Source organism: Xylophilus sp. ASV27 (assembly GCF_016428875.1).
Taxonomy (GTDB): Bacteria; Pseudomonadota; Gammaproteobacteria; order Burkholderiales; family Burkholderiaceae_C; genus Xylophilus.
The window spans coordinates 59,683-73,085 of record NZ_JAELTO010000003.1 but is presented as its reverse complement, the minus strand read 5'-3'; the positions used below and the strand labels follow the sequence as shown (position 1 = coordinate 73,085).

Sequence of the window (13,403 nt, the reverse complement as noted above, 5' to 3'; positions counted from 1 at the left end):
CGGTTCTTTCAGGCGCGGTCGGCCACGCGCTCACCCAGCAGGCCCGAGGGGCGCAGCGTGAGCACGGCGATCAGTGTGACGAAGGCAAAGATGTCGACGTAATTGCTGCCCAGCAGCCCGCCGGTCAGGTCGCCCAGGTAGCCGGCGCCGACCGATTCGATCACCCCCAGCAGCAGGCCGCCGACCATGGCGCCGGCCAGGTTGCCGATGCCGCCCAGCACGGCGGCGGTGAAGGCCTTGAGCCCGGGCAGGAAGCCCATCGTGTGCTGCACCGTGCCGTAGTTGGCGGCCCACATCACGCCGGCCACCGCGGCCAGTGCGGCGCCGAGCATGAAGGTGATGGAGATCACCCGGTCCGGCTGCACCCCCATCAGCGCCGCGTTGCGCGGGTTCTCCGCCGTGGCGCGCATGGCGCGCCCCATGCGCGTGCCGTGCACCAGCCACAGCAGCGCCGCCAGCAGTGACCAGGTGGCCACCAGGATCACCACCTGCGTGACGCTGATGACCGGGCCGCCCAGGTCGATCGGCGTGGTCGGCAGCAGTTGCGGGTAGGGCTTGGGGCTGGGCTTCCAGATGATCATGGCCAGCGTCTGCAGCAGCAGCGACATGCCCATGGCCGTGATCAGCGTGGCCAGCTTGGGCGCCTTGCGCAGCGGCCGGTAGGCGACCTTCTCCACGGTCAGGTTCAGCACCATGCAGATGACGATGGACGCCAGCATGGACAGCAGCATCAGCATCCAGGGCGACAGTCCCGCGTCGGCCAGCATGGTGATGACCGTCCAGCTCACCAGGGCCCCGACCATCAGGATCTCCCCGTGCGCGAAGTTGATCAGGCCCACGATACCGTAGACCATCGTGTAGCCCAGTGCGACCAGGGCATACATGCTGCCCAGCACCAGACCGTTGATGAGTTGCTGAATAAGGGTTTCCATCTAAGAAGGGCGGGTTTCGCCGCCCGTGGCGCATTGAGATGGGCATTCATTTCGCAATAGCCGTGCCACGCAGCGCGGCCCCGCGCGCGGCGCACATGCAAGTGGCCGCTACAGAGGGGAAGACGGATACGCAGGCGCGCAGGGCGCCGGCGGGGGCGTGCGGCAATCCGCACTTCGGGTGATCTGTGGGTGTGGATATCCGCCCACGACATCGGGGGCGCTTGTTGGCACACTAGAAGGCTTCATGAGCCTGGCCTTTTCCCGCTTCAGCCCCGAGCGCATCCTCGACCGGATCTCGCCGGCCTTCCTCGCGTTCGTGGCCATGGCCCTGGCCTTCCTCGGCATGACCGCCGGCTACCAATGGGGGGTGCGCAACGGCCTGGGGCAACTGGCCTTCCGCGCCGACGAGCGGCTGGAGCTGTACGCGGCGGCGCTGGAGTCGGAGCTAGCCCGCTATTCCTATCTGCCCAGCCTGGTGGCCATCGGGGCGGAAAGCACGGCCCTGCTCGACGCACCCGGCAGCCCGCTGCTGCGCCAGCGTGCCAGCCGCGCGCTGGCGCGCATCAACGCGCGGGCAGGCTCCAGCCAGCTGTTGATCCTGGGTCCTGCGGGCGAGGTGCTGGCGGCCAGTGATCCGCAACTGCAGCCGGGCAGCGAGCCGCCGATGCCGCTCACGGACGCGGCGGTGCTGTCGGGCGACGAGCCGCTCGACTTCTTCGGCGCCAATCCGGTCACCGGCGCGACCGAGCACTACTTCGTGCATCCGGTGCGGCGTGCCGGCAGCACGCTCGGGCGCATCGTGGTGAGGATCAGCCTGGCGCCGCTGGAGGCGACCTGGGTCGATCTGGGCCTGCGCACGCAGAGCGAGAAGCTGCTGGTCGTGGACGAGAACGGCGTCATCGTCATGTCCTCGGTGGCGGGCTGGAAGTACCGTGTCTATCGCGGCGGCCAGCAGATAACGCCGCAGCTATCGTCGCGCTACCCGCCGCATGCGCTCAAGCCCCTCAGTCTGGCGCTGGACGAGTCGCCCGAGCCGGGGACGGTGCTGGTGCGCGTTGGCGAACAGCACGGCACGCGCTACCCGCAGCAACTGGCGCAGGAGCGGGCGGTGAGCACGCTGCTGCTGCGGCTGATCGTGCTGTCGGACCCATCGGAGGTCTGGCGCGGCGCGCAGCGCGCGGCATGGGGCGGCGCCGCCGGCGGTGCCCTCATCGGCATGCTGGCGCTCTACGTGCTGCAGCGCCGCAACACGGTGCGGGCGCTGTTCCAGGCCAAGAGCGAACTGCAGCAGGCGCATGACCAGCTGGAGCGGCGCGTGAGCGCGCGCACGCAGCGGCTGCGCCGCGCCAACGACGAGCTGCGGCGCCAGGTCGCGCAGCGGCAGCAGGCCGAGGACGAGCTGATCCAGGCCGGCAAGATGGCCGCGCTCGGGCTCATGTCGGCCAGCATCTCGCACGAGATCAACCAGCCGCTCACGGTGCTGCGGGCGCTGTCGCGCAACACCATCCGCATGCTCAGCGACCAGCAGCACCCGGCCGTGGCGCAGAACCTGCGGACCATCGACGAGATGTCCGAGCGCATGGGCCGTATCGTCACGCAGCTCAAGACCTTCGCGCGCCGCGCCAGCGTTGCCGCCGGGCCGGCCGATCTGGGCCTGTCCGTGCGCAACGTGCTGCTGATGCTGGACCACCGCATACGCGCCGAGGAGATCGAGGTGCTGCAGGACATCGCGCTGGCCACCCTGGTGCGCGCGGACGCCACGCGCCTGGAGCAGGTGCTGCTCAACCTGGCGACCAATGCGCTGGACGCCATGGCGCACCAGCCGCTGCGCCGCCTCGTCATCCGCGCCGAGCGTCATGAGGCGCGCGTGCGGGTCAGCGTGGAGGACACCGGCGAGGGCATGGACGAGGAGCGCATGCGGCGCCTGTTCGAGCCCTTCTTCACCACCAAGCCGGCCGGGCAGGGCCTGGGCCTGGGCCTGGTCATTTCCTCTAAGATCCTGCAGGAACTGGGAGGCGCGCTGCGCGCCCAGCGCACGGACCAGGGTATGCGTTTCGAGTTCGATCTGGAGTTTGTAGAGGCCCCCTCCCATGTATGAAGGATTCAAGGTCATCTTCGTCGAGGATGACCCCCCGGTGCGGGCCAGCCTGGTCCAGACGCTGGAGCTCGAAGGCCTGGAGGTGCAGGCATTCGGCTCGGCCGAAGAGGCGCTGCCGCACGTGGCGCCGGGCGTGCAGGCCATCGTCGTCACGGACGTGCGGCTTCCCGGCATGGACGGCCTGGCCCTGCTGGACAAGGTGGTGGCCTGCGACGGCGGCATCCCGGTCGTGGTGGTGACGGCGCACGGCGACGTGTCCATGGCCGTCAACGCCATGCGCGCGGGCGCCTACGACTTCATCGAGAAGCCCTTCGCGCCGGACCGCTTCGTCGAGACGGTGATGCGCGCGCTGGAGAAGCGGCTGATGCGCGTGGCGCTCGACAACCTGCGCGGCCAGTTGCAGCAGCGCAGCGGCATCGAGGCCATCCTGCTCGGGCAGTCCGCGGTCATGCAGGAGGTGCGCCGCAAGATCCTGCGGCTGGCGGCGACCTCGGCCGACGTCATGATCCTGGGCGAGACCGGCACCGGCAAGGAGCTGGTGGCGCGCTGCCTGCACGACCACAGCGACCGGCGCGACCGCCACTTCGTCGCCATCAACTGCGGCGGCCTGCCCGAGACCCTGTTCGAGAGCGAGCTGTTCGGGCACGAGTCCGGCGCCTTCACCTCGGCCGGCAAGCGGCGCATCGGCAAGATCGAGCACGCCAACGGCGGCACGCTGCTGCTCGACGAGATCGAGTCCATGCCCATGCCCCTGCAGATCAAGCTGCTGCGCGTGCTGCAGGAGCGCCGCGTCGCGCGGCTCGGGTCGAACGAAGAGATCCCGGTCAACCTGCGCGTGATCGCCGCGACCAAGAGCGACCTGCGCCTGCTCGGCGAGCAGCAGAAGTTCCGCAGCGACCTGTACTACCGGCTCAACGTCGGCGTGCTGGAGCTGCCGCCGCTGCGCGAGCGGCGCGAGGACATCCCGCTGCTGTTCGAGCACTTCATGGCACAGGCCGGCAAACGCTACGGCGTGGAGGCCCCGGAGATGCGCCCCGGGCAACTGCGCGAGCTGCTGGCGCACGACTGGCCGGGCAACGTGCGCGAGATCCGCAACGCCGCCGACCGCTTCGTGCTGGAGTTGGGCGGGGTCGAGGCCACGGCGCTGCCGCAGGCCTCGATGTCGCTCGCAAGCCAGATGGACCTGGTGGAGAAGGCGCTCATCGAACAGGCGCTGCGCCAGCAGCAGGGCCGCATCCAGCGCGTGATGGAGACGCTGGGCGTGGCCAAGAAGACGCTCTACGACAAGCTGCACCGCCACGGAATCGACCCTGAGCGGTTCCGCTGATCAGGGGCATGCAGGCCGCGCCGCAGCCCTGCGCGCAGCCTGGGCGTGGTCAACGGTACGCCTGGGCGTCGCTCATATCGGTCGGCTGCCGGATCGCGCGCTGCAACTGTTCGCTCATCGGCATCCGCAGGTTGGCGCCGCGCGGCGGGATCGGCGACTGGAACCAGCGCTGGTAGATCTGGTAAATCTCGCCGCTGCGGAACAGGCCGATGATCGTGTCGTCCACCAGCCGCTTGAAGACCGGGTCGCCGTGGGGCAGCCCGATCGCATAGGGCTCGGTCGTGAGGGCGACGTCCGATATGACGTAGTCGTCCGCATCCGGCGCGGTCGACAGCACGCTGCGCAGCAGCACGTCGTCCATGGCGAAGGCCAGCGCGCGGCTGGCGCGCACCATTTCGAGCGACTTGTAGTCGTCCAGGCCGGCCAGGATCTTCATGTCCAGACGGCGCGCCTGGTTGATCGCCGTGAGGTACTGGATGCTGGTGGTGGACAGGGTGGAGACCACCGGCTGCTCGCGCAGGTCATCGATGGAGCGTATGCCCGACGATCTGCGCGACAGCAGCCGGCTGGCCGTGACGAAGGTGGTGACCGAGAAGCCGACGAACTTCGCGCGCTCCTCGGTATTGGTGGTGACGCCGCACTCGAGGTCGATGGAGCCGTCGGCCAGCATCGGCATGCGCGTGGCCGAGCTGACCACCACGCGCCGCACCTCCAGCTCGGGCATGCCGAGCGCCTTGCGCGTGGCCTCCACGATGCGCTCGCAGATGTCGACCGAATAGCCGATCGGCCGGCGCTTGGCATCGAGGTAGGCGAACGGCGGCGACTCGGTGCGGTAGCCGAAGGTGATGACGCCGGTCTCCTCGATCTTGCGCAGGGTCGGGGAGTCGGCCGGGGCCGCGGCCACGGACAGGGCCGCGAGCGCCAGGCACGTGGCGGCGATCCGTAGCGCAATACGGGGGAGCAGGGCGGGCATCGCGAAGGGCGGGTCGGTCCGCTAGCGCGCTGGGCACGGCGGGTGCGCAGCGCCTGCGGGTTCGATCGATGGTTCTGTCGGCATGTAATCCCTGATTGTCTGTGCTCACACCTGTCGGAGCGGCGTATGCAAGAAGTGTGCAATCCATTTGGGCCGGGTCCTACCGGGGATGTACTGAGGCTCTCCCTCTTGCATTCCTGCCGCGTGGTAGAAACCGGGCCTCCATGTACGCCCTTGCCCCGAAGACCCCGCCCCCGCACGCACGGCGCGGAGCGCTGCCTTGAAGGCCCCGGATTGCCCTTGCGGGCGCCGCGGTGCGCGCGGCGCCCCGCAGGCGCTCGCGGCCTGCTGTGGCCGCTTCCTCGACGCCTTCGATGCCTGCCCCGCGCCCGACGCCGAAGCGCTGATGCGCTCGCGCTACACCGCCTTCGTGCTGGAGCGCGCCGGCTACCTGCTGGCGACCTGGCATTCTGGCACCCGGCCGGCGGCGCTGGACTTCGAGTCCGGCGTGCGATGGCTGGGCCTGGAGGTCCGCGCGCACCGCACGCTCGACGACACGCACGCCGAGGTCGAGTTCGTCGCCCGCCGGCGCGATGCCGGCGGGCGCGCCCACCGGCTGCACGAGTCGAGCCGCTTCGTGCGGGAGGGCGGGCGCTGGTTCTACGTGGACGGCGACCTGCGCTGAGCCCGATTTCCCTAAGGATGCCATCCATGCCTCTGTTCGATGCCGTACTGTTCGACTGCGACGGCGTGCTCGTCGATTCCGAGCCGATCACCAACCGCGTGCTGCGCGACCTGCTGGCCCGTCGCGGTTGGGACATGACGCTGGAGGAATGCTCGCGCATCTTCCTCGGCAAGGCGGTGAAGGACGAGGCCGCCCTGATCGAGCAGCATACCGGCCAGCCGCTCACCACCGAGTGGCTGCAGGAGTTCTGGCGGCAGCGCAACCTGGCGCTGGAGCGCGAGCTGGGCCCGATCCCGGGCGCGCCGCAAGCGGTGCGTGCGATCCATGCCGCCCATGGCGGGCGCATCGCCTGCGCCTCGGGCGCGGACCGGCGCAAGGTCGTGCTGCAACTGGAGAAGGTCGGCATCCTCGACTGCTTCGATGGCCGCATCTTCAGCGGCCACGAGATGCCGCGCAGCAAGCCCGCGCCCGACGTCTATCTGGCGGCCGCCGCCGCGCTGGGCGCGGACCCTGAGCGCTGCGCGGTGGTGGAAGACACGGTCACCGGCGCCACCGCCGGCCTGGCCGCCGGCGCCACCGTGTTCGGCTACTGCCCCGGCGGCCCCGGCCACAGCAGCGCGCAGCAGATGCGCGCGCTCGGTGTGAAGGCGCTGTTCCATGACATGGCCGAGTTGCCGGCGCTGCTCTAGCCTGCTGGCGGCGGCCCTGGCCGCCGGGCCGGCCGTGGCGTTGGCCGAACGCGCGGCCGACACCGCGGCCGTGCCGCCGCCTGCGGGCGAGCTGCCCACCGAGCCCTTCAAGTTCACCACCGGCTTCTACCGCTCGGCCAGCGGCGGCCAGCCGGCCAGCACCGGGCTGGACGTGAACCTGCGCCACACCGGCAGCGTGGGCGACCTGTGGATCGGCTGGTTCCGCGCGCCTGCGGTGGCGGCGTCGCAGGTCCGCGGAGGCTGGGACCGCACCTTCACGCTGGGCCCGGTGCGGCTCCAGCCCTCGCTGCAGTGGGCCTCGGGCGGCTTCGCGGGCGGCAGCCTGAACCTGGAGACCGGCGACAACTGGTACGCGGGCGCCGGCCTGGGCCGCACCAATCTGCGCGATTACGTCAACCTCAACTTCGACCCGAACGACGCCTGGATGCTGTCGGCCGGCTACCGCTGGAGCGACGCCCGCTATGCCGGCATGCAGGTGGTGCGCGACAACCGGCAGCACCCTGACCAGCAGCATGTGCACTTCGTGCTGCGGCTGCCGGTCGAGGGCGGCCATGCCGTATTCCTGGATGTGCTGGACAAGCGTGGCACCGTCGACACCCGCCCTATCCAACGCACCGGCGCCAGCCTGACCTACGGCTGGCCCGGGCTCTTCGTGCGCCTGGCCTACGACCCGCAGGTGAACTTTACGTCGCAGAACCAGTGGCGGGTGTCGGCCGGGACGCGGTTCTGAGCGCTGGCGCTTTTTTCACGATTTTTGAAGAAAAAGTGCCTCAATCCCAGGTGATACCTGGGCTTGTAGCTATATATTTAATAGCAAGACTGCGGCCGCCGCGCCTGTAGCGGACGGCGCAGGTTCCATCAGGATGCGTCGCGCAGCAGCGCAATGATGTCGTTCTGCTGCTGGCGCGTGGCCAGGTCCAGTGCGGACAGCCCTGCATCGTTGCGCAGGTCCTTGCGCGCCCCGTGCTTGAGCAGGCTCTGCACCGTCGCATAGCGGCCCTTCTCGGCGGCCCACATCAGCGCGGTATAGCCTTGGGCGTACACCGCATTCGGGTCCACGCCCTCGGACAGCAGGCGCTCCACGGTGGCCGCCTGGCCCTGCTGGGCGGCCGCGACGATGGCGGGGTCTGCCCGGCCCGCAGACTGCGCCATGGCGGGCAGGGCGAGCGTGACGCTGAGCAACAGGGCGGGGGCGAGTGCGAGAGAGAACTTCATGGGCTCAGAGGGTAGTGCAGGAAGACAGGGAACTGCTCGCCGGGCACGCAGGTTCCGTGCCTGCGGCGGGTCGCGCGCAGGTGGCGCGGAAGTTGCTGCACGCTTTCGCATATCCATCCTGCGCACCCCCTGTTTCATGCACCATTTTCCGCCATCCATTCTGCGTCCCCGAACTCTGCTGAGCCTGCTGGCCTCCGCCATGCTGGCGGCCTGCGGTGGCGGCGACAGCGGGCCGCTCCTCAAGGCTGATCGCCAGCCCTTTCCCCTGGTCGAGGCCACGGTGGCGCAGTTCCACGCGGCCATGGGCCAAGGCGATGTGTCCTGCCGCGACGTGGTCCAGGGCTATCTGGACCGCATCGCCGCCTACGATGCCGAGCCCTCGGCCGCCCACCCCGCCAGCCCCGCGCTGCGCAGCGTCATTGCCGTCAACGCCGCGGCGCTGGCCCGGGCGGACGAACTGGACCGCATGTTCTTCGGCCACGGCACCATGGCCGGCCCCATGCATTGCGTGCCGGTGCTGGCCAAGGACAACTTCGACACGGCCGACATGAAGACCACCGCCGGCTCGCTGGCGCTGGCGAACAACCAGCCGCCGGACGACGCCTACGTGATCCGCAAGGTGCGCGAGGCCGGCGCCATCATCATCGGCAAGGCCAACATGGACGAGTTCGCCTTCGGCTTCACCGGCAGCTCGTCGGTGGGCGGCAAGACCCGCAACGCCTACATTCCCGACAACAGCGCGGGCGGCTCCTCGTCCGGCACCGGCACCTCCATCGCGGCCAACCTCGCGATGATCGGGCTGGGCACCGATACCGGCGGTTCGGTGCGCGTGCCCTCCGCAGTCGAAGGCCTGTACGGCCTGCGGCCGACCCTGCGTCTGGTGAGCCAGGACGGCATCGTGCCGCTGGCGCACGGGCAGGACACCGCAGGTCCGCTGTGCCGCGCGGTGCAGGACTGCGCCCTGCTGCTCGACGCCATGGTCGGCTACGACGCCGCCCGCACCAGCGGGCAGCGCACCGCCAAGGCATGGGACGCGCCGCTGGTCGCCAACGCGCAGGCCTATGCGCAGCTCACCTCGCGGCCCGCCAGCTACGCCGCGAGCCTGCAGGCGGGCGGCCTGAAGGGCGCGCGCATCGGCGTGGTGCGCGGCATGTTCCCCACGCGCACCGCGGCCAACGGTGCCTTCCTCGATACGTTGCAGGCCGCGCTGGATGCCATGCGCGCGGCCGGCGCCATCGTGGAGGACGTGGACATCCCGGACCGCACCACGGTGCTGACCAGCTACGCCAGCCTCTCGGCCTACGAGTTCCGTGACGACCTGACCGCCTACCTGGGCTCGTGGAGCTCCTCGGGCGATGGCCATCCGCGCACCACCGAGGCGGTGGCCGATGCCCTCGCCACGCTGGAGCCCACGCGTGTGGCCAACTTCCGCATCTACGTCGCCAACGGCACCAACAAGGAGGCCAATCCGGTCTACCAGAACAACCTCAAGCCGCGCGACGAGTTCGTGCTGCCGCGGGTGCTGGCCGCGCTCGACAACCGCGACTTCGCCAGCGGCGCGCAGCGCGGCGCTGCCTACGACGTCCTGATGTACCCGGTGCTGCAGGGCTTCAACGGCAGCAGCGTCAACAGCGGCAGCAACAACCGCCTGAGCGCCTTCACCGGTTTTCCGGCGATGGCCTTTCCCGCCGGCTTCACCAAGGCCAGCGCCGCGTCCACGTCGGTGGAGCCGGTGTCGATGGAGATGATCGGCCGGCCTTTTGCCGAGCCGACCCTGCTGCGCCTGGGCTATGGCTGGCAGTCCATCGCCGCGCCGCGCGTGACGAGCCCGCTGGCGCCGGAGCTGCCCCGGAAATCCTGAGTTGCGCGCCGTGCATTGACGCACTTTCGCGGGCAGGCCTAGAATCGCGCCTGCTCCGGGGTGCGCAATGCGCTGAGATGGCCGTCAGGCCGAACCCGCGAACTTGAACCGGCTAGTACCGGCGTAAGAAGAGCTGTAGTTCTCCAGTCCCCCGGGCGTATTCCGTCCGCTGCGGGCCGGGCCGAACGATTGCGGAGCACCACGTCCCCACGACCGAAGGAGTGCTCCCATGAATGCCCCCGACAAGCTCGCCCATCTGCTCGCGCTGACGCGCGAGCCCTTCCCGGCTTCCACCAAGGGCCGCATCGTCGGCAGCCGGCCCGACCTGCAGGTGCCGGTGCGCGACGTGGCGCTGACCAACGGCGAGGTGGTGTCGCTCTACGACACCTCCGGGCCCTACACCGACCCGGCCGCGCAGATCGACGTGCGCCGCGGCCTGGGCGACGTGCGCGGAGCCTGGATCGCCGAGCGCGGCGATACCGAGAGCTACCCCGGCCGCCTGATGCACATCCTGGACGACGGCGGCAAGCACGAGGACCGCGACCAGGCCCGCATCGCCCAGTTGCGCGCCGAGGCCGCCGCGCTGCAGCGCACGCCGCGCCGCGCCAGGAGCGGCGCCAACGTCACCCAGATGCACTACGCGCGCCGCGGCATCGTCACGCCCGAGATGGAATACGTGGCGCTGCGCGAGAACGGCCGGCGCGAATGGATGGCCGAGTACCTGGCCCACGAGGAGCGTGCCAGGCGGGTCATGGGCAACCCGATGGGCGCACGGATCCCGCGCGTCATCACGCCCGAATTCGTGCGCGACGAGGTGGCGCGCGGCCGCGCCATCATCCCGGCCAACATCAACCATCCCGAGGTCGAGCCGATGGCCATCGGCCGCAACTTCAAGGTCAAGATCAACGCCAACATCGGCAACTCGGCCGTCACCTCCAGCATCGAGGAGGAGGTCGAGAAGCTGGTCTGGGCGATCCGCTGGGGCGCCGACAACGTGATGGACCTGTCCACCGGCAAGAACATCCACACCACGCGCGACTGGATCGTGCGCAACTCGCCCGTGCCCATCGGCACCGTGCCGATCTACCAGGCGCTGGAGAAGGTCGGCGGCGTGGCGGAGGACCTGACCTGGGAGATCTTCCGCGACACGCTGATCGAGCAGGCCGAGCAGGGCGTGGACTACTTCACCATCCACGCCGGGCTGCGCCTGCCCTTCATCCACCTGACGGCCAACCGCATGACGGGCATCGTCTCGCGCGGCGGCTCGATCATGGCCAAGTGGTGCATCACGCACCACAAGGAGAGCTTCCTCTACACCCACTTCGAGGACATCTGCGACATCATGAAGCAGTACGACGTGAGCTTCTCGCTCGGCGACGGACTGCGGCCCGGCTCGGGCGCGGACGCCAACGACGAGGCCCAGTTCGCCGAGCTGCGCACGCTGGGCGAACTCACGCAAGTGGCCTGGAAGCACGACGTGCAGACCATGATAGAAGGCCCGGGCCACGTGCCCATGCACCTGATCCAGTCCAACATGGACGAGCAGCTCAAGCACTGCCACGAGGCGCCGTTCTACACGCTGGGCCCGCTGACCATCGACATCGCGCCGGGCTACGACCACATCGCCAGCGCCGTGGGCGCGGCCATGATCGGCTGGATGGGCACGGCCATGCTGTGCTACGTCACGCCCAAGGAACACCTGGGCCTGCCCGACCGCGACGACGTCAAGCAGGGCATCATCGCCTACAAGATCGCCGCGCATGCGGCCGATGTGGCCAAGGGCTTGCCCGGCGCGCGGGCGCGCGACGACGCGCTGAGCAAGGCGCGCTTCGAGTTCCGCTGGCAGGACCAGTTCAACCTGGGCCTGGACCCGGACACCGCGCGCGACTTCCACGACGAGACGCTGCCCAAGGACGTGAGCAAGTCCGCCCACTTCTGCTCCATGTGCGGCCCCAAGTTCTGCTCCATGAAGATCACGCAGGAGGTGCGCGACTTCGCCGCGCAGAAGGGCGTGGCCGAGCAGGAGGCGCTGGCGCAGGGCATGGCCGAGAAGTCCGCCGAGTTCAAGGCCGGCGGCGGCGAGTTCTACATTCCCATCCATAGCCAACCCCAGGCCTGAGGGATGAAACACCCCCAGGCTTCGCGCACTTCGTGTCGCTGCGCCAACTCCCTCAAGGGGGCACATCCGGCGGCCCGGCAAAGCCGGTTCCGCGGATGTCTGCGCATGGCCTGCTCCGCGGCCTTTGGTACCTCTGCGTTTCATGCGCGGCGGATGGTGCTCGGCGCAATGGAGAACTGACATGGCGAGTATCGGCATTGCCGGCGCCGGCCTGCTGGGCCGGCTGCTGGCCTGGCAACTGGCGCGCGCGGGGCACTGCGTGGAGGTGTTCGATCCGGCCGCAGGCCCGGCGCCGTCGTATGACGGGCAGGGCGCGGCCGCCTTCAGCGCGGCCGGCATGCTCAGCCCGCTGGCCGAGCTGGACCATGCGGAGGCCGGCATCGCCGCGCTGGGCTGGCGCTCGATCGCGCTGTGGCGCGACATCGTGGAGCAGCTCGGCGCGCCGGAGTCGTTCTCGCAGCGCGGCAGCCTGCTGCTGGCGCACCGCAGCGACCGCGGCGCGGCCGAGCGCGTGCTGGCGCGACTTGGCCGCGCACCCGCTGGCTGGCCGCAGGCGCAGCCGCTGGACGCTGCGGCGCTGCGGGCCCTGGAGCCTGCGCTGCAAGGCGTGGCCCATGCCTGGCTTCTGCCGGATGAAGCGCAGGTCCAGCCGCCGGCCGTGCTGGCGCAACTGCAGGCCCAGGCGGGCGAGGGCGTGCGCTGGCACTGGGGCCGGCCCGTCGCGCAGGTGCTGCCGGGGCAAGTCCTGGCGGCGGACGGCGCGGCTCTGCGCTTCGACTGGGCCATCGACGTGCGCGGCCTGGGCGCACGCAGCGCCGCGCTGCCCCTGCGCGGCGTGCGCGGCGAAACCGTCTGGCTGCACGCCCCCGCGCACGGCCTGCAGCGGCCGCTGCGCCTGCTGCACCCGCGCCACACCGTGTATCTGGTGCCGCGCGGGCCGGACCGGCTGTTCGCCGGCGCCAGCGAGATCGAGAGCGAAGACCGCTCGCCGGTCTCGCTGCGCAGCGCGGTCGAGCTGATGGCCGCGGCGCACAGCGTGCTGCCGGACCTTGCCGAGGCGCGCATCGAGCGGCTCGACCGCAACCTGCGCCCGGCCCTGCCCGACAACGCCCCGCGCACCGAGGTCCAGCCCGGCCTGCTGCGCATCAATGGCCTGTTCCGCCACGGCTGGCTGATGGCGCCGGCGCTGGTGGCCGATGCGCTGGCCGCCTGCGCGCTGGCATCCCGAAAGACATCCAAGGAGCTGCTCCATGCATGACGACACGCCGTTGACCGACGTCCTGGCCATCCGCCTCGATGGCCGGCCGCACCAGGTGCCCGCCGGCAGCACGCTGGCCGCCCTGGTCCAGGCCCTGGGCCATGCGCCCGATGCGGTCGCCACGGCGCTCAACGGCGACTTCGTGCCGCGTGGGCAGCGCGCCGCGCTCGAATTGCGCACGGGCGATGCCGTGCTTTTCTTCCAACCCATCACCGGGGGCTGAGG

At 70.2% G+C, this 13,403-nt stretch carries 12 protein-coding genes and 1 riboswitch; of the genes, 9 read left to right on the top strand and 3 right to left on the bottom strand.

The genetic code is table 11. The annotated features are described in order from the left end of the window. Positions 1-8: 8 nt before the first annotated feature. On the bottom strand, positions 9-932 hold the full coding sequence (locus tag JHD63_RS01480; RefSeq protein ID WP_198968886.1) for a branched-chain amino acid ABC transporter permease: 924 nt from the start codon (positions 930-932) through the stop codon (positions 9-11). A gap of 244 nt (positions 933-1,176) precedes the next feature. Here JHD63_RS01480 and JHD63_RS01475 point away from each other — a divergent pair, with 244 nt between their 5' ends. Further along, the gene (locus tag JHD63_RS01475) at positions 1,177-3,030 is read left to right on the top strand and encodes a sensor histidine kinase (protein WP_198968885.1); all 1,854 of its coding nucleotides are present in this window, start codon (positions 1,177-1,179) and stop codon (positions 3,028-3,030) included. Next, a complete protein-coding gene (locus tag JHD63_RS01470; protein ID WP_198968884.1) occupies positions 3,023-4,357 on the top strand; it encodes a sigma-54-dependent transcriptional regulator in 1,335 nt (444 codons plus the stop codon). Before JHD63_RS01475 ends, JHD63_RS01470 begins: the two co-directional genes overlap by 8 nt. 49 nt (positions 4,358-4,406) lie before the next feature. Here the strand turns inward: JHD63_RS01470 and JHD63_RS01465 are convergent, their stop codons facing one another. Further along, positions 4,407-5,330: an amino acid ABC transporter substrate-binding protein gene (locus JHD63_RS01465; RefSeq protein ID WP_198968883.1), complete on the bottom strand. Its 924-nt coding sequence runs from the start codon at positions 5,328-5,330 to the stop codon at positions 4,407-4,409. Positions 5,331-5,610: 280 nt separating this feature from the next. Here JHD63_RS01465 and JHD63_RS01460 point away from each other — a divergent pair, with 280 nt between their 5' ends. The 3 genes from JHD63_RS01460 to JHD63_RS01450 are packed head-to-tail and all read left to right on the top strand — an operon-like array spanning position 5,611 to position 7,455. Further along, positions 5,611-6,015 (top strand): YchJ family protein, encoded by a 405-nt coding sequence (locus JHD63_RS01460; RefSeq protein WP_198968882.1) that lies wholly within the window; start codon positions 5,611-5,613, stop codon positions 6,013-6,015. Between the two features lie 26 nt (positions 6,016-6,041). After that, the gene (locus JHD63_RS01455; RefSeq protein WP_370590365.1) at positions 6,042-6,704 is read left to right on the top strand and encodes an HAD family hydrolase; all 663 of its coding nucleotides are present in this window, start codon (positions 6,042-6,044) and stop codon (positions 6,702-6,704) included. Then, on the top strand, positions 6,673-7,455 hold the full coding sequence (locus JHD63_RS01450) for a hypothetical protein (RefSeq protein WP_233167481.1): 783 nt from the start codon (positions 6,673-6,675) through the stop codon (positions 7,453-7,455). Before JHD63_RS01455 ends, JHD63_RS01450 begins: the two co-directional genes overlap by 32 nt. Positions 7,456-7,583: 128 nt before the next feature. On the opposite strand, the gene JHD63_RS01445 is transcribed toward JHD63_RS01450, so the two are convergent. Next, entirely contained in the window at positions 7,584-7,940 is a 357-nt protein-coding gene (locus tag JHD63_RS01445; RefSeq protein ID WP_198968880.1) for an ankyrin repeat domain-containing protein, read from the bottom strand. A 136-nt stretch (positions 7,941-8,076) separates the two neighbouring features. On the opposite strand from JHD63_RS01445, the gene JHD63_RS01440 reads away from it, so the two are divergent. The 4 genes from JHD63_RS01440 (at position 8,077) to thiS (ending at position 13,401) form a co-directional block, all read left to right on the top strand. Further along, entirely contained in the window at positions 8,077-9,801 is a 1,725-nt protein-coding gene (locus tag JHD63_RS01440) for an amidase (protein ID WP_198968879.1), read from the top strand. Between the two features lie 46 nt (positions 9,802-9,847). Then, a riboswitch (TPP riboswitch) is annotated at positions 9,848-9,948 on the top strand. A gap of 82 nt (positions 9,949-10,030) precedes the next feature. Continuing rightward, the gene (gene thiC / locus JHD63_RS01435) at positions 10,031-11,920 is read left to right on the top strand and encodes a phosphomethylpyrimidine synthase ThiC (protein WP_198968878.1); all 1,890 of its coding nucleotides are present in this window, start codon (positions 10,031-10,033) and stop codon (positions 11,918-11,920) included. A 181-nt stretch (positions 11,921-12,101) separates the two neighbouring features. Then, positions 12,102-13,178 (top strand): FAD-dependent oxidoreductase, encoded by a 1,077-nt coding sequence (locus JHD63_RS01430; RefSeq protein ID WP_198968877.1) that lies wholly within the window; start codon positions 12,102-12,104, stop codon positions 13,176-13,178. Further along, the gene (gene thiS, locus JHD63_RS01425; protein WP_198968876.1) at positions 13,171-13,401 is read left to right on the top strand and encodes a sulfur carrier protein ThiS; all 231 of its coding nucleotides are present in this window, start codon (positions 13,171-13,173) and stop codon (positions 13,399-13,401) included. Before JHD63_RS01430 ends, thiS begins: the two co-directional genes overlap by 8 nt. The last annotated feature ends 2 nt before the right edge of the window (positions 13,402-13,403 follow it).

Coding starts and splice junctions, on each gene's coding strand:
- JHD63_RS01480 (WP_198968886.1), bottom strand. CDS start 932: ATGGAAACCCTTATTCAGCAACTCATCAACGGTCTGGTGCTGGGCAGC.
- JHD63_RS01475 (WP_198968885.1), top strand. CDS start 1,177: ATGAGCCTGGCCTTTTCCCGCTTCAGCCCCGAGCGCATCCTCGACCGG.
- JHD63_RS01470 (WP_198968884.1), top strand. CDS start 3,023: ATGTATGAAGGATTCAAGGTCATCTTCGTCGAGGATGACCCCCCGGTG.
- JHD63_RS01465 (WP_198968883.1), bottom strand. CDS start 5,330: ATGCCCGCCCTGCTCCCCCGTATTGCGCTACGGATCGCCGCCACGTGC.
- JHD63_RS01455 (WP_370590365.1), top strand. CDS start 6,042: ATGCCTCTGTTCGATGCCGTACTGTTCGACTGCGACGGCGTGCTCGTC.
- JHD63_RS01450 (WP_233167481.1), top strand. CDS start 6,673: ATGACATGGCCGAGTTGCCGGCGCTGCTCTAGCCTGCTGGCGGCGGCC.
- JHD63_RS01445 (WP_198968880.1), bottom strand. CDS start 7,940: ATGAAGTTCTCTCTCGCACTCGCCCCCGCCCTGTTGCTCAGCGTCACG.
- JHD63_RS01440 (WP_198968879.1), top strand. CDS start 8,077: ATGCACCATTTTCCGCCATCCATTCTGCGTCCCCGAACTCTGCTGAGC.
- thiC (WP_198968878.1), top strand. CDS start 10,031: ATGAATGCCCCCGACAAGCTCGCCCATCTGCTCGCGCTGACGCGCGAG.
- JHD63_RS01430 (WP_198968877.1), top strand. CDS start 12,102: ATGGCGAGTATCGGCATTGCCGGCGCCGGCCTGCTGGGCCGGCTGCTG.
- thiS (WP_198968876.1), top strand. CDS start 13,171: ATGCATGACGACACGCCGTTGACCGACGTCCTGGCCATCCGCCTCGAT.